This window comes from Burkholderia sp. FW306-1C-G01B (assembly GCF_058781685.1).
In genome coordinates, this window is sequence record NZ_JBYSWZ010000012.1 from 18,730 (window position 1) to 45,116 (window position 26,387).

Below are 26,387 nucleotides of genomic sequence, written 5' to 3' on the forward strand. Positions count from 1 at the left end.
GGCGTGCGGGATTCGGCCCTTTCGTTTTGCTTCAGCGCAACGGCGCGCGTGCGATCAGCGCAGGCCGCCGTACGACGAACTCGGACGACGCAGGCCGTCGATGCTCGCGCCGCCGGCGCCGGTGACGAACAGCAGCAGAAAACCGCCGGCGATCGCGATGTTCTTCCAGAAGTGGATCACCATCTCGTGCTGGACCGCGGCGTCCGTCGCGTCCCAGAAATTGTGCCCGACCATCGCGGTCGCGACCGTATAGAACGCCAGCAGCAGCGCGAGCGGCTTCACCTTGTAGCCGACGATCAGCAGCAGGCCGCCGAGCCCCTCGATCGCGACGACGATCGGCGCGACGACCTGCGGATACGGCACGTTCAGCCCATGCAGGTAACCGACGAAATCGCCGTAGCCGAGCAGCTTCATCACGCCGCCCCACAGGAACAACGCCGCCAGCGCCAGGCGTGCGAAAAAAATGACGCCGGAATCGACGGAACGCGTCATGCCTCTCTCCTCGTATGCAGTTCGGCCGGCCGCACGGGGCGCGCCCGTGAAGCTCGGGGGCCGCGCGGCCCTGCGGGGCCCGCGGCAAATGGGCCAGCATAGAGGGTCTTTCGGCCGTGTCCAAGAAAAAGGTTGTAGCAAATCTTTACATGGCAGCGGTCGCGCGGCCCGCTTGCGGCGGCACGAAAAAAGCGTTTAGCCCGCGTCGCTCAACAGCACGCCTTTCTTGAAGATGAAGCAGCCGTAACCGCGCAGTTCGCCGGTGACGATCACCGCATACGCCTGCTGCGCGCGCTCGTAGAACGCGAAACGCTCGACGCCCGTGAGCGGCACCGCGCGCCCTTCCGCGCGGTCGATCTCGGCCTGCACCTCGCGCTGCACGGGCGGCACCGCAGCCGCGTCGCCGACGACTTCCATCCGCCATGCGGGCGTGTCGACGTACGTGTCGAGCGGCAGCACGGACAGCACCGCACGCGCGACGCGCGCCGAATCGGCACCGTCGATCCGCAGCGCGCGGCCGACCACCGTGTGCTCCGCGACGGATTCCGCCGGAAAATTCGCGTCGCAGATCGCGATTTCGTCACCGTGGCCCATCGCGCGCAGCGTGTGCAGGATGTCGGCGTGCAGCAGCGGGTCGAGATTCTTCAGCATGTCGGCTTGTCTCCAGGATCAGGAATGAACGCATAAGTTACCCGATCCCTGTCGCCGCCGGACAGGTATCGCTCGCTTCACGACGCCGCGACGGGCATTTCGTCGATGAAACCCGTGACCGATGCGAGACGGCCCGACGCATCGACGGTGCCGAAGTCCGAGCCCTTCGCGATCGCCGCGCCGTCGGGCGACACGAGCGCCCACGAGAACCGCAGATGCTGGCCGAACGCGTCGACGTCGGTCGTGCGGCGGAAGCGGTATGCGGGGAAGCGCGCCTGCACGGCCGCGATCATCGTGTCGATGCCCGCGTGGCCGTCGCCGGCCATCAGCGGATCGCGATAGGTCGCATCGCTCGCGTAAGTTGCATCGATCAGCGCGCGGCGGCGCGCGACGTCGGGTTCGTTCCATGCGTCGAAGTAGCGGTCGATCAGGTCGGCGTGAGCGGACTGTGCGGATTGGGCGGTGTTCATGGCGAGGCTCCTTGTGTCGATGAGGGGACGGTGTCGCGAACGTTTCGTGTCCGCGTGCCGCTATCGTCGCCGGCCTCGCGCGGGCGGTCGATTACGTGCGAGGTAAGGAATTCGTGCCGGCCGCGTACGACACGCATGCGCCGCATCGCGAGCCCGCCGCCACAGCAAAAACGGGCGCCCGAAGGCGCCCGCATCGTCTGCCGTCACCACCCGCGCGCGTCAGGTCACCGGCGCCGGATTGAACAGCGTCAGCGCATTCGCGAGCTTCCATTGCTCGGCCCACGTGCGGCGCTTGCCGCTCGCAACGTCGAGCATCAGCCGGAACAGTTCCCAGCCCACGTCCTCGATCGTGGCCGCGCCGGTCGCGATCTGCCCGGCGTCGAGATCCATCAGGTCGTGCCAGCGGCGCGCGAGATCGCTGCGCGTCGCAACCTTGATCACCGGCACCTGCGCGAGGCCGTACGGCGTGCCGCGGCCGGTCGTGAACACGTGCAGGTTCATCCCCGCCGCGAGCTGCAGCGTGCCGCAGATGAAGTCGCTCGCGGGCGTCGCCGCGTACAGCAACCCCTTCTGCCGCGCGCGATCGCCGGGGCGCACGACGCCGGCGATCGGCGCGCTGCCCGACTTCACGATCGAACCCATCGCCTTCTCGACGATGTTCGACAGGCCGCCCTTCTTGTTGCCGGGCGTCGTGTTCGCGCTGCGGTCGACGCGGCCGCGCTGCAGGTAGCGGTCGTACCAGTCCATCTCGCGGATGATCTCGCGTGCGACGTCCTCGTTCGCCGCGCGCGACGTGAGCTGCGCGACGCCGTCACGCACTTCCGTCACCTCGGAGAACATGATCGTCGCGCCCGCGCGCACGAGCAGGTCGGCCGCGAAGCCGACGGCCGGGTTCGCGGTGAGCCCCGAGAACGCGTCGCTGCCGCCGCACTGCACGCCGACGACGAGATCCGATGCGGGGCACGTCTCGCGGCGGCGGCGGTTCAGCCGCTCGAGATGCGATTCGGCCATCGTCATGATCGAGTCGATCATCGAGTTGAAGCCGACGTGCGCGGCGTCCTGCAGGCACACGACGCCGCCGTTGTCGGTCGCGCCGTCGGCGGCCACCGGAATCGTGCCGGGCGGCAGCAGGCGCTCGGGCTGCAGCTTCTCGCAGCCGAGGCTCACGGTCATCACCTCGCCGCCGAAGTTCGGGTTCAGGCTGATGTTGCGCAGCGTGCGGATCGGGATGTCGGCGTCGGGCGCATCGATCGCGACACCGCAACCGTACGTGTGCTCGAGCCCGACCACGTCGTCGACGTTCGGGTAGCGCGGCAGCAGCTCGGCCTTGATCCGCTTCACCGCATGCTCGACGACGCCCGACACGCACTGCACGGTCGTCGTGATCGCGAGGATGTTGCGCGTGCCGACCGAGCCGTCGGCATTGCGGAAGCCCTCGAACGTATAGCCTTCGAGCGGCGCCAGCGGCGGCGCGGCACGCGTCGCGAGCGGCAGGTCGTCGAGCCCCGGCGGCTCGGGCATGCGCATCGTGCGCTCGTTGACCCAGCTGCCGCGCCGCAGGTCGGTCAGCGCATAGCCGATCACCACGTTGTAGCGGACGATCGGGTCGCCGGCCGCGAGGTCGGCAAGCGCGACCTTGTGCCCCTGCGGCACGCCTTCGCGCAGCGTCAGCCCGTCGGCGAACGTCGCGCCTTCGCGCAAACCGCCGTCGTTGACGACGATCGCGACGTTGTCGTCCGGATGCACGCGGATGTAGAGAGGAGAAGCAGTCATCGGAATTTCCTGGAAGCGACCGGTCATATCGTTAGTCATCATACGACACTCGGCCTCAACCAGGGATTCTGCGTAAACCCTTATCCGGAAAGACCCTACTATCGACCGACCAGCAAACCGCTTGCGCCACCCTTCCCCTCGTTGTACGATGACATACAACGACATCGCCAATGTGGCTCGTATGCCGTTCCCGACGAACCCAGCACTCGCGCTAGACGGACGACCCAACCATGACTTCACCGCAAGAACTCAAACAAATCATTTCCCACGGCCTGCTGTCGTTTCCGCTGACCGACTTCGACGCCGACGGCAACTTCCGCCCGACCACCTATGCCGAGCGCCTCGAATGGCTGGCGCCGTATGGTGCGAGCGCGCTGTTCGCGGCCGGGGGCACCGGTGAATTCTTCTCGCTCACGCAGCGCGAGTATTCGGACGTGATCCGCGTCGCGACGGAAACCTGCAAGGGCAAGGTGCCGATCCTCGCCGGCGCGGGCGGCGCGACGCGCGTCGCGATCGAATATGCGCAGGAAGCCGAGCGCCTCGGCGCGAGCGGCGTGCTGCTGATGCCGCACTACCTGACCGAAGCGAGCCAGGAAGGGATCGCCGACCACGTCGAGCAGGTGTGCCGCGCGCTGAAGATCGGCGTCGTGGTGTACAACCGCGCGAATTCGAAGCTGAACGCCGACATGCTCGAGCGCCTTGCCGACCGTTGCCCGAACCTGATCGGCTTCAAGGACGGCGTCGGCGAAATCGAAAGCATGGTCACGATCCGCCGCCGCCTCGGCGACCGGTTCGCGTACCTCGGCGGGCTGCCGACGGCCGAAGTCTATGCCGCCGCGTACAAGGCGCTCGGCGTGCCGGTGTACTCGTCGGCGGTGTTCAACTTCATCCCGAAGACGGCGATGGAATTCTACGAAGCGATCGCGAAGGACGACCACGCGACGGTCGGCCGCCTGATCGACGATTTCTTCCTGCCGTACCTGAAGATCCGCAATCGCCGCGCGGGTTATGCGGTCAGCATCGTGAAGGCGGGCGCGAAGCTCGTCGGCCACGACGCGGGCCCCGTGCGCGCGCCGCTCGTCGACCTCACCGACGATGAAGCGGCGGAGCTCGACGTGCTGATCAAGAAGATGGGCCCGCAGTAAGCGGCGGTGGCCGGCGCGGCGCCTGCATCGGCGCCGCGGCCGGCTCGCCGTTACGCAGTGCGCAACGTTTTTGTGTCGCGGCCGGTTTGTACCTGCCGCGGTCGTTTGTATCGGTAATCGTGCACGCATCCGCCGCGATGCGTGCGGCGTCGCAGCGCTCCGCCCGACGCCACCCGCTTCGCGGGCCGGCCGCCTCCGTCACATCTGCGCGATGATCCCGACGATCCGGTAGCGCACGTTCCCCAGCTTGACCCGCGTTGCCTCGATCTGGTCCTGCGCGCCCGTACGCGCACGCGCCTTCGATTCGCCGTCGAGGATCTGCCCGAGCACATCGCGATCGACGACCGCGTCGAAGAACCGGCCGACCGTGATCGTCGCCGACTGCTTCGCGGTCGCGAGCTGGCTGTTCGCCTGCGTCAACGCTTCGGCGCGCAGGCCCTGGTCGCGTTCGTCGATGCTGCGCCGGTATTGGAGCGCGAACACCAGCGCTTCCATGTCCTGCCGGAAACGTCGGACGGCCTGCCCGAACATGAGCGAATGCGCGTCGGCGCCCGTGACGAGCCGCCCCTGATTGATCGTCAGGTCGAATTCGCTGCCGCCCAGGTCCCGCTGGAATTCCAGCAACGCGTTCGCGAGCACGCGCCCTTCGCTGTATTGGCCGATCTGGGTGCGCACGGATTTCGCGACGTCGCCGATCGCTTTCCACAATCCGGCCGCGAACAGGTGATCGCCACGCTTGTTGATGTTCATCGGAGGGTTCCCTCGTTGTCTTTTGTCGGTCTCTCAGGCTCGCCCGCGAACCGTGCGGCCCGGGGCTTCGCTACTGTAGGAGAAATTCGGGCGACGCGGAAGACGGCAAGATCGACGACAGCCCGGCCCCCCGGTGCCGCCGCTCACCCCGCCCGCCCCACCGTGCTGCACCGACATGCTCCCGGTCATCTCCCCCTCAGCGCGAGGCATCACAATCGACATCAATCGGTGACATAATTGATGCACCTATCGTTTCGGAAGCCGATCATGCGCACCACCTTATCCCTGGACGACGCCCTGCTCGCCAAAGCGCAGCAGTTGACTGGCGTCACCGAAAAGTCGGCGCTGGTAAGAGAAGCACTGCGCGCGCTGATTGCCCGCGAAAGCGCACGACGGCTGGCTCGTCTCGGCGGCACCGAACCCGATCTCGAACCCGTGCCGCGCCGCCCGTCGGAGCCAGCATGATTCTTGTCGACACGTCCGTCTGGATCGATCACCTGCGAGCCGGTGATGCAGCGCTCACTACGCTGCTCGAAGCCGAGCGGGTATTGATCCATCCGTTCGTCGTCGGCGAGCTTTCGCTCGGCAGCCTGCGCGATCGCCAGACCGTGCTGGACGCGCTGTGCGACCTCCCCGCTGCCACCTCGGCAACCGACGACGAAGTTCAACGCATGATCGATGTCGTGCCGCTTCACGGACTCGGCATCGGTTACGTCGACGCGCACCTGCTCGCTTCAGTCAGACTGACCAGCGGCAGCAAGCTGTGGACACGCGACCGGCGCCTGCTGGCCGCAGCCGACCGCCTGCAGCTCGCCGCTCGCCCCGCCCACTGACCCGACGAGATCGACGGCACGAACACCCGCCATGCAAAAAGGCGGAAGCGGCCCACCGGCCACTTCCGCCTTTCTGTTTCTCTGCCCCGGCGCACCAACCACCGGGTATCGTGCCCTCAATCGATCCGACCCGTCACTCCGCCTTCCCGTCCCGCAGACGCGGAATCGCGAGCGGATTGCCTTCCTGCAGCCCTTCGGGCAGCAGGTCGTCCGGGAAGTCCTGGTAGCACACGGGCCGCAGGAAGCGCTCGATCGCTGTCGCGCCGACCGACGTGACGGCGGGGTTCGACGTCGCGGGGAACGGCCCGCCGTGCACCATCGCATCGCACACCTCGACGCCGGTCGGATAACCGTTGACGAGCAGGCGCCCGGCCTTGCGTTCGAGGATCGGCAGCAGCCGGCGCGCGAGCGGCTTGTCGTCGGCGTCCATCTGCAGCGTGGCCGTGAGTTGGCCTTCGAGCGCGTCGAGCACACGCGCGACTTCGTCGAGATCGCGGCAGCGCACGATCAGCGACGCCGGCCCGAACACCTCGTGGCTGAACGCCGGCTCGGCCAGGAACGCCTGCGCGCCGACTTCATACAGCGCGCCGCCCGCCTGGCATTCGGTCTGCGCGGCCTCGCCCGCACCGATTTCGCGCACGCCCGGCAGTTCGGCCAGCTTGCCGCGGCCGTTGCGATACGCATCGGCGATGCCGCGCGTGAGCATCACGCCGGCCGGCTTCTTCGCGAGCGCCTGCGCGGCGACGGTCTCGAAGCGGTCGAGGTCGGGGCCGTCGATCGCGAGTACGAGGCCGGGGTTCGTACAGAACTGGCCGACGCCGAGCGTCAGCGAATCGACGAAGCCCGTCGCGATCGCGTCGCCGCGCGCGGCGAGCGCGGCCGGGAACAGCACGACGGGATTGATGCTGCTCATTTCCGCGTAGACGGGAATCGGCTGCGGGCGCGCGTTCGCGAGCTGCACGAGCGCCATGCCGCCCTGCCGCGAACCGGTGAAGCCGACGGCCTGGATCGCCGGATGGCTGACGAGCGCCGCGCCGGTCACGCGGCCGGGGCCGATCAGCAGCGAGAACACGCCGGCCGGCATCCCGCATTTCGCGACGGCGGCGCGGATCGCGCGGCCGACCAGCTCGGACGTGCCGAGGTGCGCTTCGTGCGCCTTCACGATCACCGGGCAGCCGGCCGCGAGCGCCGACGCCGTATCGCCGCCGGCCACCGAGAACGCGAGCGGAAAGTTGCTCGCGCCGAACACGGCGACGGGCCCGAGCCCGACCTTCTGCAGCCGCAGGTCCACGCGCGGCAGCGGCGTGCGCGCGGGCTGCGCGGGATCGATCGACGCGGCGAGGAAGCGCCCGTCGCGCACGACGCGCGCAAACAACCGGAGCTGGCCGACGGTGCGGCCGCGCTCGCCCTGCAGCCGCGCGACGGGCAGGCCCGTTTCGGCGTGCGCGCGCTCGATCAGCGCGTCGCCGAGCGCGACGATTTCATCCGCGATCGCGTCGAGAAACGCCGCGCGGGCCGCGAGCGGCTGCGCGCGGTACGCATCGAACGCGTCGCGCGCGAGTTCGCACGCGCGGTCGACGTCGGCCTGCGTCGCGACACCGAACGCCGGCGCATCGATCGGTGCGCCCTTCGTCGGGTCGAACGCGAGCAAGGGTCCGGCCGACCCGGCCACCGCTTCGGCGCCGATCAGCATCTCTCCAGTCAGTTGCATGGGGTGTGCTCCGTGGTTCGTTCGGGAATGGTCCGTCAATTGTATCTCAACAGATACGATGTCTGCCGACAGCATGGCAGCATTCTCACCGCCTGCGATGGCGTCGACGATACACCGGAAAACCTTGTGCAGTCAGCATAAGCGCGTCTTTCCCATATTGTGATGACGATCCTCAAAGGGAAAACCCGAAGTTTCTGAATTCGGGCTTTCTCAATAAACTTTCAGCCATGTCATACGACGACGTACATTTAAAGTGAACGACCACACCTCTCCCCGCGATCTTCCGATCGAACTCGCCGGCAGCGCGCGCCGCACTGCCGTGCGCTACTGGATCCTGGCGATGCTGTTCGTCGTCACGACGCTCAACTACGCGGACCGCGCGACGCTGTCGATCACCGGTACGCCGATCCGCAAGGCGTTCGGCATCGATCCGGTGACGATGGGCTATATCTTCTCGGCGTTCAGCTGGGCGTACGTGCTCGCGCAACTGCCGAGCGGCTGGCTGCTCGACCGCTTCGGCGCGCGGCGCGTGTATGCGGCGAGCATTTTCCTGTGGTCGGCGTTCACGCTGCTGCAGAGCACGATCGGCCTCGGCGGCAGCGCCGCGTTCGCGGTCGCCGCGCTGTTCGCGATGCGCTTCGCGGTCGGCATCGCCGAGGCGCCCGCGTTCCCCGCCAACGCGAAAGTCGTCGCGAGCTGGTTCCCGACCGCCGAGCGCGGCACGGCGTCGGCGATCTTCAACGCCGCGCAGTATTTCGCGGCCGTGGTGTTCTCGCCGCTGATGGCGTGGCTCACGCATGCGTACGGCTGGCACCACGTGTACCTGTGGCTCGGCCTCGCCGGCATTGCGCTTGCGTTCCTGTGGCTGCGCGTGATGAAGGATCCGGCCGACCATCCGGCCGTGAACCGCGCGGAGCTCGACCATATCGAGCAGGGCGGCGGCCTCGTGCGGTCGAAGTCGCGCGGCACCGGTCCGGCGTCCGAAGGCAGCCGCGTCGCCGGCTGGTACTACGTGCGCCAGCTGCTGTCGAACCGGATGCTGATCGGCGTCTATCTCGGCCAATACTGCGTAAACGTGCTCACGTACTTCTTCCTCACGTGGTTCCCGATCTACCTCGTGCAGGCGCGCGGCATGTCGCTGCTGAAGGCCGGTTTCATGACGTCGCTGCCCGCGATCTGCGGGTTCCTCGGCGGCGTGCTCGGCGGAATGCTGTCGGACGCGCTGATCCGCCGCGGCGTGTCGCTGACGCTCGCGCGCAAGATCCCGATCGTCGGCGGGATGTTGCTGTCGATGGTCATCATCGGCTGCAATTACGTCGACAGCGAAGCGCTCGTGATCGCGCTGATGGCCGTGTCGTTCTTCGGCAAGGGGATCGGCTCGCTCGGCTGGGCCGTGGTCGCGGATACCGCGCCGAAGGAAGCGATCGGCCTGTCGGGCAGCCTGTTCAACATGTTCGGCAACACGGCCGGCATCGTCGCGCCGATCGCGATCGGCTACCTGGTCGGCGCGAGCGGCTCGTTCAACGGCGCGCTCGTGTTCGTCGGGCTGAACGCGCTCGTCACGGTGTTCAGCTATCTCGTGATCGTGAAGGACATCAGGCGCGTCGAGCTGCGTCATCGCGACGCTTGAGCTTCGGCGGAAAAGGATGGAAGACGACGGCGGCCGCGTAAAAGCGGCCGCCGTTCTTGCGTCAGGTCGCGGAATTCACGACGCGCAGCATGTCGTGCACGCCGGATGTCATCAGCGCGAGGAACGCGAGCAGGCCGACGTAGCAGAGCGCGTACGTCGTCTTCGTCTCGATCGACGTCGCGTAGTACACGCGGTTCTCCGGCGCGTCGGGATCGTAGCGCCACGCGCGCTTCAGTTGCGGCAGCGCGAGGATCGCCATCACGATCAGCAGCGGGCTCGGGCGATACACGAACAGCGCGATCAGCACCGGCACGCCCGCGAACCAGATGCGCGGCGACAGCACCGCGGTGATCCGCCCGCCATCGAACGGCGACAGCGGAATCATGTTGAACAGGTTCAGGAAGAAGCCCGTGTACGACAGCGCGAGCAGCAGGTTGCTGTCGTAGTGGCGTGCAGCCGCGTAGCAGGCCAGCGCGCCGAGCGTGCCGACGAACGGCCCGGCGAGCCCGACGTACGCTTCGGTTTCCGCGTCGTGCGGCATCTCCTTCAGCTGGATCCATGCGCCGACGAACGGGATGAACGTCGGCAGCCCGACGTCGAGCCCGCGCCGCTGCGCGGCCAGGTAGTGGCCGGCCTCGTGCACCAGCAGCAGCGCGACGAAACCGGCCGCGAACCGCCAGCCGTAGAACAGCGCGTAGACCGCGATCGACGCCAGCATGGTGCCCGCCGAAACGAGCACCTTGCCGAGCTTGAGGCCGCCGAAGATCAGCAGCAACAGCTTCGTCATTCCTTGCGCTCCGTGCCGGTTGCGTCGGACGCATCGGCGACGGCCGGCACCGCGGCCGCCTTCGGCTTGCGCCCGAAGAAACGCTTCAGCGCCGCGCCGCCGGCCAGCAGCGCGACCGCGCCGATCTTGAAGAACTTCACCGCGAATGCGCCGATCAGCGCGAGCAGGCCGAGCTTCTTCGCGCCGACGCCGACGATCAGCGCCGCGAGGCCGTACTCCGCGACATGGTCGGTCGACTTGTTGAAATCGGCATAGCGCTTGCCGTCGTTGAAGCTGATGTTCGACAGCAGGCCGTCGGCCGACGCCTTGTACTTCGGCAGATCGGCCAGTGTCGACGCCATCGTCAGCGACAGGTAGCCGTCGCGGCCGAGCACGAGCGTCCGGTAGTTCACGCCGTCGTTCGCGGCGTTCGGCGCCGCGCCCTTGTCGCGGATGATCGCGGACCACACGAGCCGGTGCGTGGCCGCGTCGTACGCGGGCGCTTTTGCCCAGCCGACCACCTCGGTTTCGGGCAGGCCGCGTTCCTTGCGTGCCGGGTTGTTTTCCTCGGTGCCGGCCTGCAGGTTCTTCAGCAGTTCGTCGGGCTTCCAGTCCTTCGCGTCGTCGTCGCGGATGTAGCCGCTCGGCTCGAACGACACGACCGAAATCCAGTCGGCGTCGGGATCGTCGGGCAGCACGAGGCCGACCAGCTTCGATTCGTCGATCGAGTTGCCCATCGAACGCAGGTAGCGGCCGGCTTCGGCGGCCGGCACGAACGACTCGCCGGCCTTCAGCTTCAGCACGGCTTCGTGCTTCACGTCGATGTCGGTCGGCCCTTTGACGACGGCCTCGTTGGCGGCCGCGGCGGCGGCCCTCATTTCCACCTGCGCAGCTTCGGTCTGCGCATGGCCGCCGGTCGCGGCGAGTGCGAGCGTCGCCACGCAGGCGAGCCGCACGGCAAGCGTTTTCATTTTCATTGTTGGATTCCCCTGGAATGCCTTGTTGTAAACGTGCGCGGAACCGGCCCATGCATTGTCGTCGCGGGTCCGGAATCGCCTCTCAGGTGGCACGGAAGCTATGGTAACGCAGCGCCGGGGGCGCCCGGGGAGCCGCATGCACAACGGGCCGCCGACCGCTGAAGCCAGCGGTCGGCGACGCGCGTCGGATCGGAATGCTTACCTTGCAGGTAATACCCGGCGCGTACAGGATTGCCTATCATCTGCGCATGAACCCGACCGCCACCCTCTCCTCGCCCTCCCCGTCCGCCGGCCGCGCGTCCGGCATCGGCCCGCTGCTGCGCACGTGGCGCCAGCGCCGGCGCCTGAGCCAGATGGCGCTCGCGCTCGACGCGGAAGTCTCGGCGCGCCACCTGAGCTTCGTCGAATCGGGCCGCGCGCAGCCGAGCCGCGAGATGGTGCTGCATCTCGCGGAACGGCTCGACGTGCCGCTGCGTGAGCGCAATGCGCTGCTGGTTGCGGCCGGCTTTGCACCGCTCTTTCGCGAGCGGCCGTTCTCGGATCCGCAGCTGGATGCCGCACGTCACGCGGTGGAAGCCGTGCTGCGCGGCCACGAACCGTACCCGGCGCTCGCGGTCGACCGCCACTGGACGCTGCTCGCCGCGAACCGGATGCTCGGCGCGCTGGTCGCGCAGGCCGATCCGTCGCTGCTGCAGCCGCCCGTCAACGTGCTGCGGCTGAGCCTGCATCCTGACGGCCTCGCGTCGCAGATCGTCAACTGGCATGAATGGCGCGCGCACATCCTGCATCGGCTGCAGCGGCAGATCGATGCGAGCGGCGACCGCACGCTGCATGCGCTGCGCGACGAGCTCGCCGCGTATCCGGCGCCGGCCGGCCAGCCCGACGACGCGCACGCGCGCACCGACTTCGCGGATATCGCCGTGCCGCTGCGGCTGCGCACCGCGGGCGGCGAGCTGGCGTTCTTCAGTACGACGACAGTATTCGGCACGCCGGTCGACGTGACGCTGTCGGAACTCGCGATCGAGGCGTTCTTTCCGGCGAATCCGGAGACGGTGGACGCGATGCGGAAGCTGGCGGACGCGTTGGCGGCGTAGTCGCAAGCGCGCAGCGGAGATTGACGGAAGCCGACGCCCGAACGCCCGCTTCCGCGCCCAGGACCGGTATGCCGGCGGTCGGCGCAACCATCAAGACGACGCACTTTCCCCAAAGCATAGAGATCGGGCGCCATGGCAAACATGGGCGCTGGCGAGTCCTATCAAAATGCGTCGTCGCATCTCAATGCTGCAGATCCGGGACGCGTCCGCGTTCCGGAAAACGTCAAATGTAGCGGCCCCCGTGCCATTTCCCCCTGGACTCACTCCGCCGAATGTCAAATTTGTTTAGTACATCTTTTCAATCGGACTGTATTCGAACAAGGGCTTCGGTAAAAAAAATCGCGAATGCACTGCGATTGGGAAATCGTGAGAACGACAAGCGAGCCACAACACAATTTTTATATCGAGCCTAGGAAAAACATGAGCAAGATGCATCGAGGGTTGGGGAATCCGGCACTGCGCGCGCCGGCGAAGTCGAAAGCAGCGCTGGCCGTCGCCGTGAGCGCAGCGGTTGTCGCATTCGCGGCTTCCGCACCCGCGCGCGCCGACTATGTGCAGAACGGGACGTCGACCGAAACGTCGGCTGGCTGTGTCGGCAACATCGCCATCTCGGGAAGCGGCACGTATCCGGCCGCTGCAACGGGCTGCGACAACGTGGCGATCGGCACTGCGGCAGTCGCGAATTCGGGCTCGTCGACCGGAGCCTATAGCGAAACCGTCGCGATCGGCCGCATGGCGGCCGCGACCGGTACGTTTGCGACGGCCGTCGGCGGAAATGCCGTGGCAACCGGCGACCAGGCGACGGCGATGGGCGCGGCCGCAAGCGCGGTCGGAACCCAGGCGACGGCAGTCGGCAACGGAGCCATCGCGAACGGCGCGACGGCATCCGCCTTCGGCCAGGGCGCGTTCGCCGTCGACCAGTCGACGGCGGTCGGGCAAAGCGCCAGCGCCACCACGACATTCTCCACGGCCGTGGGCAAGGGCAGCATTGCGGCCGGCGGTACGTCACTCGGCTTTCAGGCAAACGCCGGCGCGAACGATGCGGTAGCGCTCGGCGTCGACAGTTCGGCCTCTGCTGTCGGGAGCATCGCCATTGCGCGTGCGACGGCATCCGCAGTGAACGCGGTCGCGATCGGCGAAGGCGCGAACGCCGCCGATGCGAATTCCGTCGCACTGGGCTCGAACGCGTCGACGCGCGCTTTCACGACCGTCAACAGCGTGACGCTCAACGGCGTCAGCTACGGCGGCTTCGCGGGCACGCCCGTGGGTGTGGTCAGCGTCGGCAGCGCGGGCGCCGAGCGTCAGATCGTGAACGTCGCGGCCGGCGCAATCAGCGCGACCAGCACGGATGCAGTCAACGGCTCGCAGCTCTTCTCGATCGCAAATCAAGTGTCGACGTTGACGGCGGACCTCGCCAGCCTCACGACGACCGTCGGCAAGATCTCGTCGAGCGTCCCGAGCGGCACGGTCGCCGATGGCACGGGAACCGCCATCGGCAGGAACACCGTTGTCAGCGTGCCGAACGGCACGGCGGTCGGCAACGGCGCGAACGTGTCCGGCGACAACGGCACGGGCGTCGGCGTCAATTCGACCGTCACGGGGACGAACGGAACGGCCATCGGCACGAATTCGAAAGTCACCGCGTCAAACGGAACGGCCATCGGCACCGGCTCGAATGTATCGGGCACGGATTCGACAGCCATCGGCACGAACAGCCGGGCCACCGCGAACAATGCGGTGGCGCTGGGCGCGAACTCGGTTGCCGATCGGGACAACACGGTATCGATCGGTTCGCCCGGTGCCGAACGTCAGTTGACCAACGTGGCCGACGGCACCGCGCCCACGGACGGCGTGAACGTGCGCCAGTTGAACGGTGCGATCAATTCCGTCCGCGAGGAAATGTCGAAGTATCGCAAGGACGCGAATGCCGGCACGGCAAGCGCGATTGCAATGGCAAACCTGCCGCAGGCGGTGCTGCCCGGCGAGAAGGTGGTCGCGCTCGGCGGCGGCACGTATGGCGGTCAAAGCGCGATGGCGGTCGGTCTTTCCGTCGCCACGGCGAAATGGCTGGTCAAAGGCTCGGTGACGACGGCCGTGTCGGGCCACGGCTCGTTCGGCGCGGGCGCCGGCGTCGGCTACCGCTGGTAATCCAGCGGCAGCGGCAACGCGTCGGGAGCTGTTTCCCGACGCCCGCAGGCCGGCCATCGGCGCCCATGCGCCGACGACATGACGGCGTGGCCCGTGCGGCCCGCCGTCATGTCACGTATACAGCGACGCCGGCGGCAATTCTCCCGTCAGCGCGAACCGGCCGACATCGCGCAGCCGATAGTCGAGCGGATCGTGCAGCGTATGCGTGCGCGCATTCCGCCAGAAGCGGTCGAGGCCGAGCGACGCAGCCGTCGCACGCGCGCCGCATGCGTCGAACAGCGCCTCGCCGTTGTCGAGCGCCGCGCGCTGCGCGACGATCTTCGCGTCCGATACCGCAAGCGCCACCTCCGCTCGCTCGTCCGCCGTCAGCGCATCGTGCCGCGCCCACGCGTGCTGCAACGCGCCGGCCGCGCGATCGGCCAGCGCCGCCGCGGCAACGGCCCGCACGCGCATGTCGCCGAAGCGCTGCAGCGTGTACGGATCGTCGCTCGCCTGCGCGGCGTCCGAGTGAATCCACGGCCGGCCATGCTTCAGCACATAATCGCGTGCCTCGACCAGCGCGCCTTCCGCGAGCCCGACGAACAGGTTCGTCAGCACGAGCTGCGACACGAGCGTGCGCAGCGTCGCGCGCGGCGTCGGCGGCGTCTCTGAACGGTGCAGCACCTCGTCCGGCGCGAGCGTCACGCCGTCGAAGCGCACGCTGCCGCTATCGGTCTGGCGCTGGCCGATCGGATCCCAGTCCTCGTTGACCGTGATCCCCGGGCGATCGGTCGGCACCACGCCGAACACGGTGCGGCCGGTTTCCGGATCGTGCGCGGACACGGTCATCCGCTGCGAGCCGCGCGTGCCCGAACAGAAGCCCTTCACGCCGTCGAGCCGGTAGCCGCCGTCCGGCGTCGCGGTGGCCACCAGCCGCGTGTCGAGCGGATTGACCGCGTTACCCCACCACCAGCGCTGCTCGACCGTGCCGCGCAGATAACGTTCGCGCTGCGCGGCGCTGCCCCACACGTCGACGCTTACCACCTGCAGGCACTGGAACCCGACGAGATGCGCAAGCGCACTGTCGACGCGCGCGATCTGCCGGATCGCATCGTAGATCGCGGGCCACGCGGCTTCCTGCCCGCCGAACGCGCGCGGCACCGCGAGCGTCAGCAGACCCGCGTCGGCGAGCCACTGTTTCTCCTGCGCCGCGTGACCGCCCGCGCGGTCACGTGCGGCGGCGGTTGCACGCAGTGCGTCGAGCGCGCGCGTCAATGCGCTCCGGTCGAACGCCGGCGCATCGTCGGTGTCCGGCGCAAACGTCGCCGGGCCGCGTGGATCGTTCATGCGACGGCTTCCTGTCGAGCAGCTTCCTGCGCAACGGCTTCGCCCGACAGCGGCACGAGCGCGCCGAGCCGGCGGCCGGTCAGCCGCGACAGGATCTCGCGCCGCCAGTCGTCGTAGATCGCGCGGTATTCGGCGATATCCGCACCGAACACATGCGCGGTATGCGCGTACTCGTCGTGCAGATAACCGTCGAGCCGCGCCTGCGTTTCCTCGTCGGCCGCGATCACGCGATCGATCAGCGCGTCGCGCTCCGCCGCCGGCAGCGCGGCGAGCTTGTCGAACCACCACTGGACGATCTGCACGCGATGCCACTCCTCGTCCGGCCGGATCCGGTTCTCGCCGTGCTCGCGCATCGCGCCGTCGCCGATGCGGCCGGTCTTGCGCTGGATCCACAGCTTCGCGAGGATGTGCAGCTCGTAATGCCATTCGAACGCGAGAAACCCCGCGACGTCGCGCACCGCGATATCGCCGATGCGCGTCCAGTGCGCGGCGACGAGCCGGTCGACTTCCGGCAGCGGATCGCGCCCCGTCAGTTCGGTCACGCGCTCGCGGCCGATCACCGCATGCGCGCCGTCGTCGCCGAGCTGGCGCGACAGGATCAGCTGGAAATGCGGATCGTCGCGGAACAGCGTGTCGATCGCCTTCGCGACGACCTGCACGATGAACAGGTCGTGCGACGCCATCTTCGTGTAGTAGTCGGCGACGGCGGCCAGCTCGTCCGCGTTGGCCGGCTCGCGCGGCGGCGTGGCGAGTTTGTCGGGGAAGCCGGGACGATGGCGTCGCGCCACGTCGAGAAACAGCGCTTCCTCGAATTGTCCGTTCCATTCGCGCGGCGCGCCGATGGGCAAGGTCATAGGGTTCGTTCTCTCAGGATCATGAATGAAACGAGCGGGTGCTTGTGGCACTGCTCAGGTACGCCGGGTCACGCGTCGGACCAGGCGGTCGCCCGTGATTTGCACGGCCGAGACGAGCGCGATCAGGATCACGATCACGGTCGCCATGACGGTGGTGTCGAAACGCTGGTAGCCGTAGCGGATCGCGAGATCGCCGAGCCCGCCCGCGCCGACGGCGCCCGCCATCGCGGTCGAGCCGATCAGCGCGACGACGGTGATCGTGAAGCCGCCGAGCATGCCGGGCAGCGCCTCCGGCAGCAGCACGTGCCACACGATGTGGCGGCGCTTCGCGCCCATCGCGAGCGCGGCCTCGATCAGCCCGCGATCGACCTCGCGCAGGCTCACTTCGGCGATCCGCGCGAAAAACGGGATCGCGGCGATCGACAGCGGCACGACGGCCGCCCATACGCCGATCGTCGTGCCGATCAGCACGCGCGTGAACGGCAGCAGCGCGACGAGCAGGATGATGAACGGCGTCGAGCGGAACACGTTGACGAGCGCGCCGAGCACCGCGTTCACGCCGCGCCGCGCGTAGATGCCGCCGGGCGCGGTCGTCACGAGGATCACCGCGAGCGGGATGCCGATCAGCGCCGCGATCGCGGCCGACGCGGCGACCATCGACAGCGTGTCGCGGATCGCGTCGAGCAGTTCGGGCCACCAGAGCTCAAACATAGCCGAGCACCTCCGCGTGATTTGCATGGCGGCGCGCGCGTTCGAGCAGCGCGGCAACCGCGCCGCGTGCAGACTGTGCGCCCGCATCGTCCGCACCGGGCGAAGCCGCGATCACGAGCCGCCCTTGCGCATGCCCCTGGATGCGCTCGATCCCGCCGTGCAGGAAACGCACGGAGCCGCCGAGCGCCGCCGCGAGCGCGCCGACGTCCGGCTCGCCGCCGCTCTCGCCCGTATAACGAACGTCGAGCACGACCTGCGCGCCGTCCGGCAACGCGGCCTGCTCGGGCAACGGCTGCACGCGCGCGGCCAGTTCGGCCGGCAGGTCGTGCACCAGCGTGCTGAGCAGCGCGCGCGTCGCGCCGTGGCGCGGATCGCCGAACACGCGCCACACCGGGCCCGTTTCGACGACCTCGCCCTGTTCGATCACGGCGACCGTGTCGCACACCGCGCGGATCACCTCCATCTCGTGCGTGATCAGCACGATCGTCAACCCGAGGCGGCGGTTGATGTCGGCGAGCAGCGCGAGGATCGACTGCGTCGTCTCGGGGTCGAGCGCCGACGTCGCCTCGTCGCACAACAGCACCTCGGGATCGTGGACCAATGCCCGCGCGATTCCGACGCGCTGTTTCTGCCCGCCCGACAGGCTCGCCGGATACGCGTCGCGCTTCGCGGTCAGCCCGACGAGTTCGAGCAGCGCGTCGACCTTGCGCACGCGCTCGGCCTTCGGCACGCCGGCGATCTTCAGCGGCAGCGCGACGTTCTCGAATACCGTCTTCGCGGACAGCAGGTTGAAATGCTGGAACACCATGCCGGTGCGGCGGCGCAATGCGACGAGCCCGTCCTCGTCGAGCGCGCCGACGTCGACGCCCTGCACGCGCACGCGGCCCGAGCTCGGCCGTTCGAGGCCGTTCAGGAGCCGCAGCAGCGTCGACTTCCCGGCGCCGCTGCGGCCGATGATCCCGAACACCTCGCCGCGCCGCACGTCGAGCGTCACGTCGCGCAGCGCGGCGGCCTGGCCGCGCGGCGTCGCGAACACCTTGCCGACCTGCTCCAGCGACACGGCCGCACCATCGGCCGGCGCAGCCGTTGTCTCATGCACCGTTGCTGCGGCGCCTGCGCGCGCGGCCGATGCGTCGATGAAACCCAGCGTATCGAACAATTGCGTCATCGCTTCGCTCCGTCACGTTCAGGCGTGCGCGGGATGCGCGGGTTCGGGCGCGGCGGCCGGCCGATGCTGTGCGCCGGTGTGCCATGCAGGCAGGCGTGCGCCCGCGCCGAACAGCTTCTCGCGCAGCGTCGGCGCGGGATCGTAGTCTTCCTTGTAGACGCCGCGGTTCTGCAGCTCGGGCACGACCCAGTCGACGAAATCCTCGAACGACTCGGGCATCACGGTGCGCGTCAGGTTGAAGCCGTCGATGCCCGTCTCGTCGATCCACGACTGCAGCTCGTCCGCGACCTGCGACGGCGAACCGACGATCGGCGCGTAGCGGCCGCCGAGCGACATCTGTTCGAGCATCCGGCGCACGGTCCACGTGCCGGTCGTGCTCTTGCGCGAGATCGCGTCGACGGCCGACTGGATCGAATCGGTCTTCACGTACGAGATCGGTTCGTCGAGGCCGTACTTCGCGAAGTCGATGCCGGTCGAGCTCGCGAAGTGCGCGAGGCCGGCTTCGGGGCTCGCGTAGCGCCGGTATTCGTCGAATTTCTCGCGCGCGAGCCGCTCGGTCTCGGCCGTCACGACGCTCACGCCCGCGAAGATCCGGATCGACGCCGGGTCGCGCCCCTGCCGCGCGGCGGCCGCGCGGATGTCGAGCGCCGCCGCTCGCGCGGCCGCCTTGCTCTGCCCGTTCACGAACACGCATTCCGCATGCCGGCCCGCGAACTCGACGCCGCGCGCGGACGAACCGGCCTGGTACAGCACCGGCGTGCGCTGCAGCGACGGCTCGCTCAGGTGGATCGCGTCGACCGAATAGAACGGCCCGTCGTGCTTCACGCGCCGCACCTTGCCCGGCTGCGCGAACACGCGTGCCTGTGCATCGCGGATCACCGCGTCGTCGTCCCAGCTCTGTTCCCACAGCTTGTAGACGACGTCCATGTAGTCGTCCGCGCGCTCGTAGCGGTCGTCGTGGCCGATCTGCTGCGCGAGGCCCATCCCGCGCGCGGCGCTGTCGAGATAACCGGTGACGATGTTCCAGCCGACGCGCCCTTTCGTCAGGTGATCGAGCGTCGACATGCGGCGCGCGAACAGGTAAGGCGGCTCGTAGGTCAGGTTCGCGGTCACGCCGAAGCCGAGATGCCGCGTGACCTGCGCCATCGCGGGCACGAGCAGCAGCGGATCGTTGACGGGCACCTGCACGGATTCGCGCAGCGCGGCGTCGGGGCCGCCGCCGAACACGTCGTACACGCCGACGATGTCCGCGAGAAAGATCCCGTCGAACTTGCCGCGTTCGAGCGTCTTCGCGAGATCGGCCCAGTAGTCGAGATCGGTGTAGTGCGCGGAGCGGTCGCGCGGATGCGTCCACAACCCGTGATTGATGTGCCCGACGCAGTTCATGTTGAATGCGTTGAGCAGGATCTTCTTCCGGTTCGCCGTCGTCATGTCAGCCTCCGTCACCACGCGATCGCGTACAGCGAGCCGAACGCGTTGTCGAGCGCACGGCGCACGGCCGGCGAGTGCTGGTAGATCGCGATGAACTTGCGGATGCGCGGGTCGTTCACGCTGTCGGGCCGCACGACCCACTGGATCGCGAAGATCTTGTTCTCGGTGCCGTCGAACAGCAGCGCGCTGTTCGGGTCGGTCGTGCCGGCGAGTTTGATGAAGCTCGGGTAGCCCTGCGCGAGGTCGACGTCGTCGAGCGAACGCGCGAGCTGCGACGCTTCGAGCGGGATGATCTTCAGGTGCTTCGGGTTGGACACGATGTCGTGCGTCGTCGCGCGATAGTCGGCGCCCGGCTTCAGCGCGATCAGGCCCGCGCGCTGCAGCAGCAACAGCCCGCGCCCGCCGTTCACCGGATCGTTCGCGATCGCGACGCGCGCGCCGTCCTTCAGCTCGGCAAAGCTTTTCACCTTCTTCGAATAGAGGCCGATCTTCATGATCGTGCCGGGCGCGATCGACACGAAGTTGTAGCCGCCCTGTTTGTTCGCGTTCTCGAGAAACGGGATGTGCTGGAAATAGTTGACGTCGATGTCCTTGTTCGCGAGCGCCGCGTTCGGCGTATTCCAGTCGGTGAACTCGACGATCTTCACGTCGAGCCCCTGCGCCTTCGCCTCCTTCGCGGCGATCTTCAGCGCTTCGATCTGCGGGCTGGTCGAGATGCCGACCTTCAGCGGCGCGGTGTCGGCGCGTGCGCCGTTCGGCAGCCCGACGCCGAACAACCCGGCGAGCAGCACGGCCGCCAGCAGGCGGGCCGGCCGCGCGAAGCGGCCGGAGGAAAAGCGGGCGGAAAAAACGGCATGCAGCATGGAAACCACTCTCCTGTCCAAAGACGGTATCGACGGATGAGCGACGCCGCGGCGAACGCGCGGGCGTTCTCCGGACAGTCGTCGTCGCATCGGAAAAGGATCAGCCGATGATAGAGAGCGGCGAGGGGGCGGTCTACGAAGCGATTGTGCGAAGAAAATCGCGCGCGGCGATATGGCGGGCGATCGGGCGCGGCCGGGGGTCCGGCCGAGTAGCAGGCCGGCCATCCGGCCGAAATCTCGGCCTGCCTGCCGCGCGAATTCCGAAATCTCGGAACGGCCTTCGCGCCGCCCTTTCCGCAGACGATAAAAATCCATTATGAATCAACGATCTGCAAACAAGCCGACAGGCCGACACCTTGGCACGGAGGTTGCGTAATAGTCGGCACACGATGCCGCGAAGCAAAGCAGGCATTCCAACATCAGGAGACACGTCTTGCAGACCTCTATCCATACCCCGTCCCATCCCGAGCCGATTGCCGAAGCCGGCCCCGCCACGCGCGCACGCTTCTGGCCGGAAGGCTGGTGGAAGCTGATGGAAATCCGCGTCGGCATCATCCCGCTGCCGGTCTACGTGATCCTGTTCGGGTTGATCGTCGGCTTCGCGGTGACGGGCAAGGTGCCCGGCGAAATCTCGATGGCGATCGCCGTGCTCGCGTTCTTCGGCTTCACGTGCGCGGAACTCGGCAAGCGCCTGCCGCTGCTGCGCAACATCGGCGCGGCCGCGATTTTCGCGACCTTCGTGCCGTCGGCGCTCACGTACTACCACGTGCTGCCGAAGCCGGTGCTGAACCTGACGGTCGAATTCACGAAGTCGACCAACTTCCTGTACCTGTTCATCGCTTCGATCATCGTCGGCAGCATCCTGAGCATGGATCGCCGCGTGCTGATCCAGGGCTTCGTGAAGATCTTCGTCCCGCTCGCCGTCGGCTCGGTCGCCGCGGCGATCGTCGGCACGGCGGTGGGCACCGCGCTCGGCCTCGGCGCGCGCCACACGCTGCTGTACATCGTCGTGCCGATCATGGCCGGCGGCGTCGGCGAAGGCGCGATTCCGCTGTCGATCGGCTATTCGGAACTGATGCACCTGCCGCAAGGCGAGATGTTCGCGATGGTGCTGCCGTCGGTGATGCTCGGCAGCCTGACCGCGATCATCCTGTCGGGCGCGCTCGACATGCTCGGCAAGCGCCTGCCGCACCTGACGGGCAACGGCCGCCTGCAGGTCGGCGAAACCGGCGACATGACGCCGGAAAACGAAGAAATCCGCGGCCACGTCGACGTCACGCACATCGCGGGCGCCGGCATCACGGCGATCACGCTGTACCTCGTCGGCCTGATGGCGCACAAGCTGTTCGGCCTGCCCGCACCGGTCGCGATGCTGTTCCTCGCGGTGCTCGTGAAGCTCGCGCGCGCGGTGTCGCCGCCGCTGCAGGAAGGCGCGTTCGTCGTCTACAAGTTCTTCTCGACCGCCGTCACGTATCCGCTGCTGTTCGCGATCGGCGTCGCGATGACGCCGTGGGACAAGCTGACCGCCGCATTCACGATCGTCAACGTCGTGACGATCGTGTCGACCGTCGCGACGCTGATGGGCACCGGTTTCGTGGTCGGCCGCCTGATGAAGATGTACCCTATCGACACCGCAATCGTGAACGCGTGCCATAGCGGGCAAGGCGGCACCGGCGACGTCGCGATCCTGACCGCCGCGAACCGGATGCAGCTGATGCCGTTCGCGCAGATCGCGACGCGCATCGGCGGCGCGATCGTCGTCACGGTGACGCTGATCCTGGTCGCGCACTTCGGGTGACGCTCCGCCGCGCGCCCCGTCGCGCCGGCTGCTTCGCACGCGCCGCCGCCGGCCTTGCCGGCGCGCGGCGCGCGTCGTTCCGGACGGCCGGTTGCGGACGGCCGGTTCCGGACGACCGGTTGCGGGTTTCGATGAGGGCGAACGTGCAGAAAAGCTTCAAGGGAATCCCGTGGTGGGGTTGGGGGTTGACCGCCGTGCTGTATGTCGGCGTGGCCGCTGCGGCCGTCGATTTCGCATGGGAACGCGCGATCGACGCGCTCGAGGAAACCGGCGCGCACCGGCTCGACCTGTATGCGTCGAGCCTGAAGAGCGAGCTCGGCCGCTTCGAGATCCTGCCCGGCCTGGTCGCGCGGCAGGACGGCGTGCGTGCGATGCTGAAGGCCGCGCCGCACGACGCGCCCGACCTCGTGCACAAGGTGAACACGTACCTCGAAGCCGTGAACCGCGACGCGGGCAGCGGCGCGGTCGACGTGATCGACCTGCAGGGCGAAGTGATCGCCGCCAGCAACTGGAACGAGACGATCAGCTTCGTCGGCACCAACGTGTCGTACCGGCCGTACTTCAAGGACGCGCTCGCGCGCGGCAGCGGCCGCTTCTTCGGCATCGGCACCAACACGGGCGTGCCGGGCGTCTACTTCGCCAGCGCGGTGCGCGACGACGGCGTGCCGATCGGCGTGGCCGCCGTGAAGATCAGCGTCGATTCGCTCGAATCGGCATGGCGCGCGCCGGGCGTCGCCGCGATGGTCGTCGACAGCAACGGCGTGGTCGTGATCTCGACCGAACCCGCATGGAAATTCACCGCGCTGCGCCCGATCACCGCGCAGCAGCAGCACGACATCCAGGCGTCGCGCCAATACGCGGGCCGTACCGTCGACGCGCTGCCGTACCGCCACATCGGCGAGCGCAGCGCGGCCGCGTGGCTCGGCGCGTTCCCCGATCCGCGCCGCGCCGGCCGCAGCACGCGCTATCTGGTGATGTCGCGGCCCGCGCCGCAGGCCGGCGATTCGCTGATGGTGCTGCTCGACATCGCGGGCGCGCGGCGCCAGCAGCAGACGGCGTTCGTGTTCGTCACGGGCGCGTTCCTGATCGCCGCGCTGCTGGCCGGCTACGCGATCCAGCGCCGCCGGGCGATCGTCGCGCGGCTGAGCGCACAGGATGCGCTGCGCCGCGCGAACGACCGGCTCGAACTGACCGTCGCGCAGCGCACGGCCGCGCTGACGGCCGCGAACGAGCGGATGCAGAACGAGATCGACGAGCGCGAGCGCACCGAGCAGCGGCTGCGCGATTCGCAGCAGGAAGTCGTGCACGCGGGCAAGCTCGCGGTGCTCGGGCAGATGGCCGCCGGCCTCACGCACGAGCTGAACCAGCCGCTCGTCGCGATCCGCACGCTGTGCGACAACGCGCGCACGTTCTTCGCGCGCGGCCAGCCGGCGCAGGCGGATGCCAATCTCGAACGGATCGGCAAGCTCGTCGACAGCATGGCCGTGCTCACCGGCGAGTTGAAAACCTTCGCGCGCAAGCCCGACGTCGAGCGCGTCGCGGTGTCGCTGAACGAGGCCGTTGCGCATGCGCGGCTCATCTACGACGCGCGAATCCGCGACGAAGGCGTGCGGCTCGACGTGAACATCGCGCCCGGCACGGCGGTGTCCGCTGAATCGAGCCAGTTACAGCAGGTGATCGTGAACCTGCTCGGCAACGCGCTCGACGCGGTGCACGACGCGCCCGTGCGCCGCATCGTCATCGAGGCGGCCGAACCGGACGAAGCCGGCCGCGTGCGCTTCACGATCGCCGACAGCGGCGCCGGCATCGCGCCCGACGTGCTGCCGCACCTGTTCGAGCCGTTCGTCACGACCAAGCCGCGCGGCCAGGGCCTCGGGCTCGGCCTCGCGATCACGTCGCGCATCGTCGAGGCGTTCGGCGCGAAGATCGCCGCGACGAACCGCGACGAAGGCGGCGCGCAGTTCAGTATCGAATTCGCGGCGGCGACGCTGCAAAGGACAGAGCATGGAAGATGAGATTCGGGTGCTGGTCGTCGAGGACGATGAAAACGTCCGGATCGGCGTCGAGCAGGCCGTCGCGCTCGCCGGGTTCCCGGTCGACGCGTTCGCGTCGGCCGCCGACGCGCTCGCGTATGTCGCACCCGGCGCGCCGGTGGTGATCGTGTCGGACGTGCGGATGCCGGGCATCGACGGGCTGCAGCTGCTCGACCGCGTGATGGCCGTCGATGCGCAGATCCCGGTCGTGCTGATCAGCGGCCACGCGGATATCTCGACGGCCGTCGGCGCGATGCAGGTCGGTGCGTACGACTTCATCGAGAAGCCGTTCTCGTCGGACGTGATCGCCGGCCGCGTCGCGCGCGCGGTCGAGAAGCGCCGCCTGACGCTCGAGGTGCAGGGGCTGCGCGCGGCGCTCGACAACTGGCAGGGCATCGAGGCGTACGTGCTCGGCAAGTCGCCCGCGATGGCCGACGTGCGCAAGAAAATCCTGCGCCTCGCCGATACGTCGGTGTCGGTGCTGATCACCGGCGAAACCGGCACCGGCAAGGAACTGATCGCGCGCAGCCTGCACGACTTCGGCGGCCGGCGCGACGCGCATTTCGTCGCGCTGAACTGCGGCGGCCTGCCCGAGCAGATCTTCGAGAGCGAACTGTTCGGCCACGAAGCCGGCGCGTTCACCGGCGCGATCAAGAAGCGCATCGGCAAGATCGAATGGGCGCACGGCGGCACGCTGTTCCTCGACGAGATCGAGACGATGCCGATTTCGCTGCAGATCAAGATGCTGCGCGTGCTGCAGGAGCGCGTGGTCGAGCGGCTCGGCGCGAACGAGCTGATTCCGGTCGACTGCCGCGTGGTTGCCGCGTCGAAGGCCGATCTCGCCGAACTCGCGGCCGACGGGCGCTTTCGCGCGGATCTTCTGTATCGCCTCAACGTCGCGCAGATCGAGCTGCCGCCGCTGCGCGAGCGGCGCGAGGACGTGCCGCTGCTGTTCGAGCATTTCGTGCTCGCGGCCGCGCGGCGCTTCGGGCAGCCGGCGCCGGTCGTCACGGCTGCGCAGGTGTCCGAACTGATGACGCACGCGTGGCCCGGCAACGTGCGCGAGCTGCAGAACGTGGCCGACCGCTTCGTGCTCGGGCTGACCGGCGACAGCCTGCTGTCGTCGGGCGGCGCGCCAGCCGTGGGCGGCACGCTCGCGGAACAGCTCGCGTATTTCGAACGGATGCTGATCGAGGACATGCTGCAGCGTCACCACGGCAACGTTGCGGACGCAAGCGTCGCGCTCGGCATGCCGAAGAAAACGCTCTATCACAAGCTGCGCAACCTGCGGATTCCCGCGCGCGGCGACGCGGCGGCCGACGGCGGCGAATGACGCGGACAAGGACACGCACCACAGCATGGATCGCATCGAAGTCACCGAACACGGCCGCCTCATCGACCAAACCCACGGCCACCTGATCCGCGGCGTCACGCGCGCGCGGAAGACCTTCCGCCCCAGCGACTGGCCCGAACGCCTCGCGGGCGTCATCACGCTGTTCGTCGGCGAACGGCGGCCCGGCTATCCGTGCGCGCTGTCGCGGCTCGCGATGCCGGTCGTCGACGGCGGCGTCAAATGCCTGTTCGTGTCGGACGAATTGCGCGGCGTATGCGCGGACGCGTTCGACTTCGCGATGCAGTTCGCGGCCGACAACGATCTGCCCGTCGAGCTGCAGGCCGCGCCGGCGTTGACGGTGCGCTGACGCGCAGCCCCCTGCTTCCCTCTTTTTCCGGTGCGTTTGCGCATGTGCGCAAGCCGCCGCACG

Annotated in this window: 24 protein-coding genes; 10 read left to right on the forward strand and 14 right to left on the reverse strand. The window is 68.3% G+C overall.

Translation table 11 applies throughout. The features are described 5' to 3' along the window. Positions 1 to 54 precede the first annotated feature (54 nt). The 4 genes from AC3WLY_RS23160 to garD form a co-directional block, all read right to left on the reverse strand. Positions 55 to 492, reverse strand: coding sequence for a DoxX family protein (locus tag AC3WLY_RS23160; RefSeq protein ID WP_175960130.1), 438 nt, complete (start codon positions 490 to 492; stop codon positions 55 to 57). Between the two features lie 195 nt (positions 493 to 687). Continuing rightward, the gene (locus tag AC3WLY_RS23165) at positions 688 to 1,143 is read right to left on the reverse strand and encodes an RbsD/FucU family protein (protein ID WP_034181777.1); all 456 of its coding nucleotides are present in this window, start codon (positions 1,141 to 1,143) and stop codon (positions 688 to 690) included. Between the two features lie 77 nt (positions 1,144 to 1,220). Continuing rightward, positions 1,221 to 1,613, reverse strand: a complete 393-nt coding sequence (locus AC3WLY_RS23170; protein ID WP_425131468.1) for a nuclear transport factor 2 family protein — start codon at positions 1,611 to 1,613, stop codon at positions 1,221 to 1,223. A 219-nt stretch (positions 1,614 to 1,832) separates the two neighbouring features. Then, the gene (gene garD, locus AC3WLY_RS23175) at positions 1,833 to 3,386 is read right to left on the reverse strand and encodes a galactarate dehydratase (protein WP_175960128.1); all 1,554 of its coding nucleotides are present in this window, start codon (positions 3,384 to 3,386) and stop codon (positions 1,833 to 1,835) included. 230 nt (positions 3,387 to 3,616) lie between these two features. Between garD and kdgD the strand changes: the two genes are divergently transcribed. Then, positions 3,617 to 4,531, forward strand: coding sequence for a 5-dehydro-4-deoxyglucarate dehydratase (gene kdgD, locus AC3WLY_RS23180; RefSeq protein ID WP_175960127.1), 915 nt, complete (start codon positions 3,617 to 3,619; stop codon positions 4,529 to 4,531). A gap of 198 nt (positions 4,532 to 4,729) precedes the next feature. Here the strand turns inward: kdgD and AC3WLY_RS23185 are convergent, their stop codons facing one another. Continuing rightward, complete coding sequence (locus tag AC3WLY_RS23185; protein ID WP_034181774.1) at positions 4,730 to 5,281, reverse strand: hypothetical protein; 552 nt, start codon at positions 5,279 to 5,281, stop codon at positions 4,730 to 4,732. A gap of 267 nt (positions 5,282 to 5,548) precedes the next feature. On the opposite strand from AC3WLY_RS23185, the gene AC3WLY_RS23190 reads away from it, so the two are divergent. Next, positions 5,549 to 5,746, forward strand: coding sequence for a type II toxin-antitoxin system VapB family antitoxin (locus AC3WLY_RS23190; protein WP_072444647.1), 198 nt, complete (start codon positions 5,549 to 5,551; stop codon positions 5,744 to 5,746). Further along, positions 5,743 to 6,114: a type II toxin-antitoxin system VapC family toxin gene (locus AC3WLY_RS23195; protein ID WP_175960126.1), complete on the forward strand. Its 372-nt coding sequence runs from the start codon at positions 5,743 to 5,745 to the stop codon at positions 6,112 to 6,114. The genes AC3WLY_RS23190 and AC3WLY_RS23195 overlap by 4 nt, the downstream gene beginning before the upstream one ends. Before the next feature lie 133 nt (positions 6,115 to 6,247). Here the strand turns inward: AC3WLY_RS23195 and AC3WLY_RS23200 are convergent, their stop codons facing one another. Beyond that, entirely contained in the window at positions 6,248 to 7,825 is a 1,578-nt protein-coding gene (locus AC3WLY_RS23200; protein ID WP_492309787.1) for an aldehyde dehydrogenase (NADP(+)), read from the reverse strand. A gap of 253 nt (positions 7,826 to 8,078) precedes the next feature. On the opposite strand from AC3WLY_RS23200, the gene AC3WLY_RS23205 reads away from it, so the two are divergent. Continuing rightward, the gene (locus tag AC3WLY_RS23205) at positions 8,079 to 9,455 is read left to right on the forward strand and encodes an MFS transporter (RefSeq protein ID WP_072444602.1); all 1,377 of its coding nucleotides are present in this window, start codon (positions 8,079 to 8,081) and stop codon (positions 9,453 to 9,455) included. A gap of 61 nt (positions 9,456 to 9,516) precedes the next feature. On the opposite strand, the gene AC3WLY_RS23210 is transcribed toward AC3WLY_RS23205, so the two are convergent. Together AC3WLY_RS23210 and AC3WLY_RS23215 are read right to left on the reverse strand one after the other, a co-directional pair. Then, positions 9,517 to 10,242: a site-2 protease family protein gene (locus AC3WLY_RS23210; RefSeq protein ID WP_492309786.1), complete on the reverse strand. Its 726-nt coding sequence runs from the start codon at positions 10,240 to 10,242 to the stop codon at positions 9,517 to 9,519. Continuing rightward, the gene (locus AC3WLY_RS23215; protein WP_492309792.1) at positions 10,239 to 11,192 is read right to left on the reverse strand and encodes a DUF2167 domain-containing protein; all 954 of its coding nucleotides are present in this window, start codon (positions 11,190 to 11,192) and stop codon (positions 10,239 to 10,241) included. The genes AC3WLY_RS23210 and AC3WLY_RS23215 overlap by 4 nt, the downstream gene beginning before the upstream one ends. Positions 11,193 to 11,446: 254 nt before the next feature. On the opposite strand from AC3WLY_RS23215, the gene AC3WLY_RS23220 reads away from it, so the two are divergent. Both AC3WLY_RS23220 and AC3WLY_RS23225 read left to right on the forward strand, forming a co-directional pair. Next, positions 11,447 to 12,292, forward strand: coding sequence for a helix-turn-helix domain-containing protein (locus AC3WLY_RS23220; protein ID WP_492309785.1), 846 nt, complete (start codon positions 11,447 to 11,449; stop codon positions 12,290 to 12,292). A gap of 420 nt (positions 12,293 to 12,712) precedes the next feature. Further along, positions 12,713 to 14,440 (forward strand): YadA family autotransporter adhesin, encoded by a 1,728-nt coding sequence (locus AC3WLY_RS23225; protein WP_492309791.1) that lies wholly within the window; start codon positions 12,713 to 12,715, stop codon positions 14,438 to 14,440. 111 nt (positions 14,441 to 14,551) lie between these two features. Here the strand turns inward: AC3WLY_RS23225 and AC3WLY_RS23230 are convergent, their stop codons facing one another. Genes AC3WLY_RS23230 through AC3WLY_RS23255 form a run of 6 tightly spaced genes read right to left on the reverse strand, consistent with a single transcriptional unit; the run spans position 14,552 to position 20,793 of the window. Beyond that, complete coding sequence (locus tag AC3WLY_RS23230) at positions 14,552 to 15,766, reverse strand: acyl-CoA dehydrogenase family protein (RefSeq protein WP_492309784.1); 1,215 nt, start codon at positions 15,764 to 15,766, stop codon at positions 14,552 to 14,554. Next, positions 15,763 to 16,620, reverse strand: coding sequence for a hypothetical protein (locus tag AC3WLY_RS23235; RefSeq protein WP_310136537.1), 858 nt, complete (start codon positions 16,618 to 16,620; stop codon positions 15,763 to 15,765). The genes AC3WLY_RS23230 and AC3WLY_RS23235 overlap by 4 nt, the downstream gene beginning before the upstream one ends. Positions 16,621 to 16,674: 54 nt before the next feature. Further along, on the reverse strand, positions 16,675 to 17,331 hold the full coding sequence (locus AC3WLY_RS23240; RefSeq protein ID WP_027781522.1) for a methionine ABC transporter permease: 657 nt from the start codon (positions 17,329 to 17,331) through the stop codon (positions 16,675 to 16,677). Further along, entirely contained in the window at positions 17,324 to 18,499 is a 1,176-nt protein-coding gene (locus AC3WLY_RS23245) for a methionine ABC transporter ATP-binding protein (protein ID WP_425131470.1), read from the reverse strand. The genes AC3WLY_RS23240 and AC3WLY_RS23245 overlap by 8 nt, the downstream gene beginning before the upstream one ends. Positions 18,500 to 18,517: 18 nt before the next feature. Continuing rightward, a complete protein-coding gene (locus AC3WLY_RS23250; protein WP_347066688.1) occupies positions 18,518 to 19,930 on the reverse strand; it encodes an LLM class flavin-dependent oxidoreductase in 1,413 nt (470 codons plus the stop codon). An 11-nt stretch (positions 19,931 to 19,941) separates the two neighbouring features. Further along, entirely contained in the window at positions 19,942 to 20,793 is an 852-nt protein-coding gene (locus AC3WLY_RS23255) for a MetQ/NlpA family ABC transporter substrate-binding protein (RefSeq protein WP_492309783.1), read from the reverse strand. Positions 20,794 to 21,226: 433 nt separating this feature from the next. Here AC3WLY_RS23255 and AC3WLY_RS23260 point away from each other — a divergent pair, with 433 nt between their 5' ends. From AC3WLY_RS23260 to AC3WLY_RS23275, 4 genes are all read left to right on the forward strand, one after another. After that, positions 21,227 to 22,591 (forward strand): 2-hydroxycarboxylate transporter family protein, encoded by a 1,365-nt coding sequence (locus AC3WLY_RS23260; RefSeq protein WP_175960112.1) that lies wholly within the window; start codon positions 21,227 to 21,229, stop codon positions 22,589 to 22,591. 131 nt (positions 22,592 to 22,722) lie between these two features. Continuing rightward, on the forward strand, positions 22,723 to 24,606 hold the full coding sequence (locus AC3WLY_RS23265) for a sensor histidine kinase (protein WP_175960111.1): 1,884 nt from the start codon (positions 22,723 to 22,725) through the stop codon (positions 24,604 to 24,606). Continuing rightward, positions 24,596 to 25,957 (forward strand): sigma-54-dependent transcriptional regulator, encoded by a 1,362-nt coding sequence (locus tag AC3WLY_RS23270; RefSeq protein WP_492309782.1) that lies wholly within the window; start codon positions 24,596 to 24,598, stop codon positions 25,955 to 25,957. Before AC3WLY_RS23265 ends, AC3WLY_RS23270 begins: the two co-directional genes overlap by 11 nt. 25 nt (positions 25,958 to 25,982) lie before the next feature. Further along, on the forward strand, positions 25,983 to 26,324 hold the full coding sequence (locus AC3WLY_RS23275) for a DUF3579 domain-containing protein (RefSeq protein ID WP_492309781.1): 342 nt from the start codon (positions 25,983 to 25,985) through the stop codon (positions 26,322 to 26,324). Positions 26,325 to 26,387: the final 63 nt, after the last annotated feature.

Coding starts and splice junctions, on each gene's coding strand:
- AC3WLY_RS23255 (WP_492309783.1), bottom strand. CDS start 20,793: ATGCTGCATGCCGTTTTTTCCGCCCGCTTTTCCTCCGGCCGCTTCGCG.
- garD (WP_175960128.1), bottom strand. CDS start 3,386: ATGACTGCTTCTCCTCTCTACATCCGCGTGCATCCGGACGACAACGTC.
- AC3WLY_RS23225 (WP_492309791.1), top strand. CDS start 12,713: ATGAGCAAGATGCATCGAGGGTTGGGGAATCCGGCACTGCGCGCGCCG.
- AC3WLY_RS23230 (WP_492309784.1), bottom strand. CDS start 15,766: ATGAACGATCCACGCGGCCCGGCGACGTTTGCGCCGGACACCGACGAT.
- AC3WLY_RS23190 (WP_072444647.1), top strand. CDS start 5,549: ATGCGCACCACCTTATCCCTGGACGACGCCCTGCTCGCCAAAGCGCAG.
- AC3WLY_RS23185 (WP_034181774.1), bottom strand. CDS start 5,281: ATGAACATCAACAAGCGTGGCGATCACCTGTTCGCGGCCGGATTGTGG.
- AC3WLY_RS23215 (WP_492309792.1), bottom strand. CDS start 11,192: ATGAAAACGCTTGCCGTGCGGCTCGCCTGCGTGGCGACGCTCGCACTC.
- AC3WLY_RS23210 (WP_492309786.1), bottom strand. CDS start 10,242: ATGACGAAGCTGTTGCTGCTGATCTTCGGCGGCCTCAAGCTCGGCAAG.
- AC3WLY_RS23195 (WP_175960126.1), top strand. CDS start 5,743: ATGATTCTTGTCGACACGTCCGTCTGGATCGATCACCTGCGAGCCGGT.
- AC3WLY_RS23220 (WP_492309785.1), top strand. CDS start 11,447: ATGAACCCGACCGCCACCCTCTCCTCGCCCTCCCCGTCCGCCGGCCGC.
- AC3WLY_RS23235 (WP_310136537.1), bottom strand. CDS start 16,620: ATGACCTTGCCCATCGGCGCGCCGCGCGAATGGAACGGACAATTCGAG.
- AC3WLY_RS23165 (WP_034181777.1), bottom strand. CDS start 1,143: ATGCTGAAGAATCTCGACCCGCTGCTGCACGCCGACATCCTGCACACG.
- AC3WLY_RS23245 (WP_425131470.1), bottom strand. CDS start 18,499: ATGACGCAATTGTTCGATACGCTGGGTTTCATCGACGCATCGGCCGCG.
- AC3WLY_RS23270 (WP_492309782.1), top strand. CDS start 24,596: ATGGAAGATGAGATTCGGGTGCTGGTCGTCGAGGACGATGAAAACGTC.
- AC3WLY_RS23170 (WP_425131468.1), bottom strand. CDS start 1,613: ATGAACACCGCCCAATCCGCACAGTCCGCTCACGCCGACCTGATCGAC.
- AC3WLY_RS23200 (WP_492309787.1), bottom strand. CDS start 7,825: ATGCAACTGACTGGAGAGATGCTGATCGGCGCCGAAGCGGTGGCCGGG.
- AC3WLY_RS23250 (WP_347066688.1), bottom strand. CDS start 19,930: ATGACGACGGCGAACCGGAAGAAGATCCTGCTCAACGCATTCAACATG.
- AC3WLY_RS23275 (WP_492309781.1), top strand. CDS start 25,983: ATGGATCGCATCGAAGTCACCGAACACGGCCGCCTCATCGACCAAACC.
- AC3WLY_RS23265 (WP_175960111.1), top strand. CDS start 22,723: ATGAGGGCGAACGTGCAGAAAAGCTTCAAGGGAATCCCGTGGTGGGGT.
- kdgD (WP_175960127.1), top strand. CDS start 3,617: ATGACTTCACCGCAAGAACTCAAACAAATCATTTCCCACGGCCTGCTG.
- AC3WLY_RS23160 (WP_175960130.1), bottom strand. CDS start 492: ATGACGCGTTCCGTCGATTCCGGCGTCATTTTTTTCGCACGCCTGGCG.
- AC3WLY_RS23240 (WP_027781522.1), bottom strand. CDS start 17,331: ATGTTTGAGCTCTGGTGGCCCGAACTGCTCGACGCGATCCGCGACACG.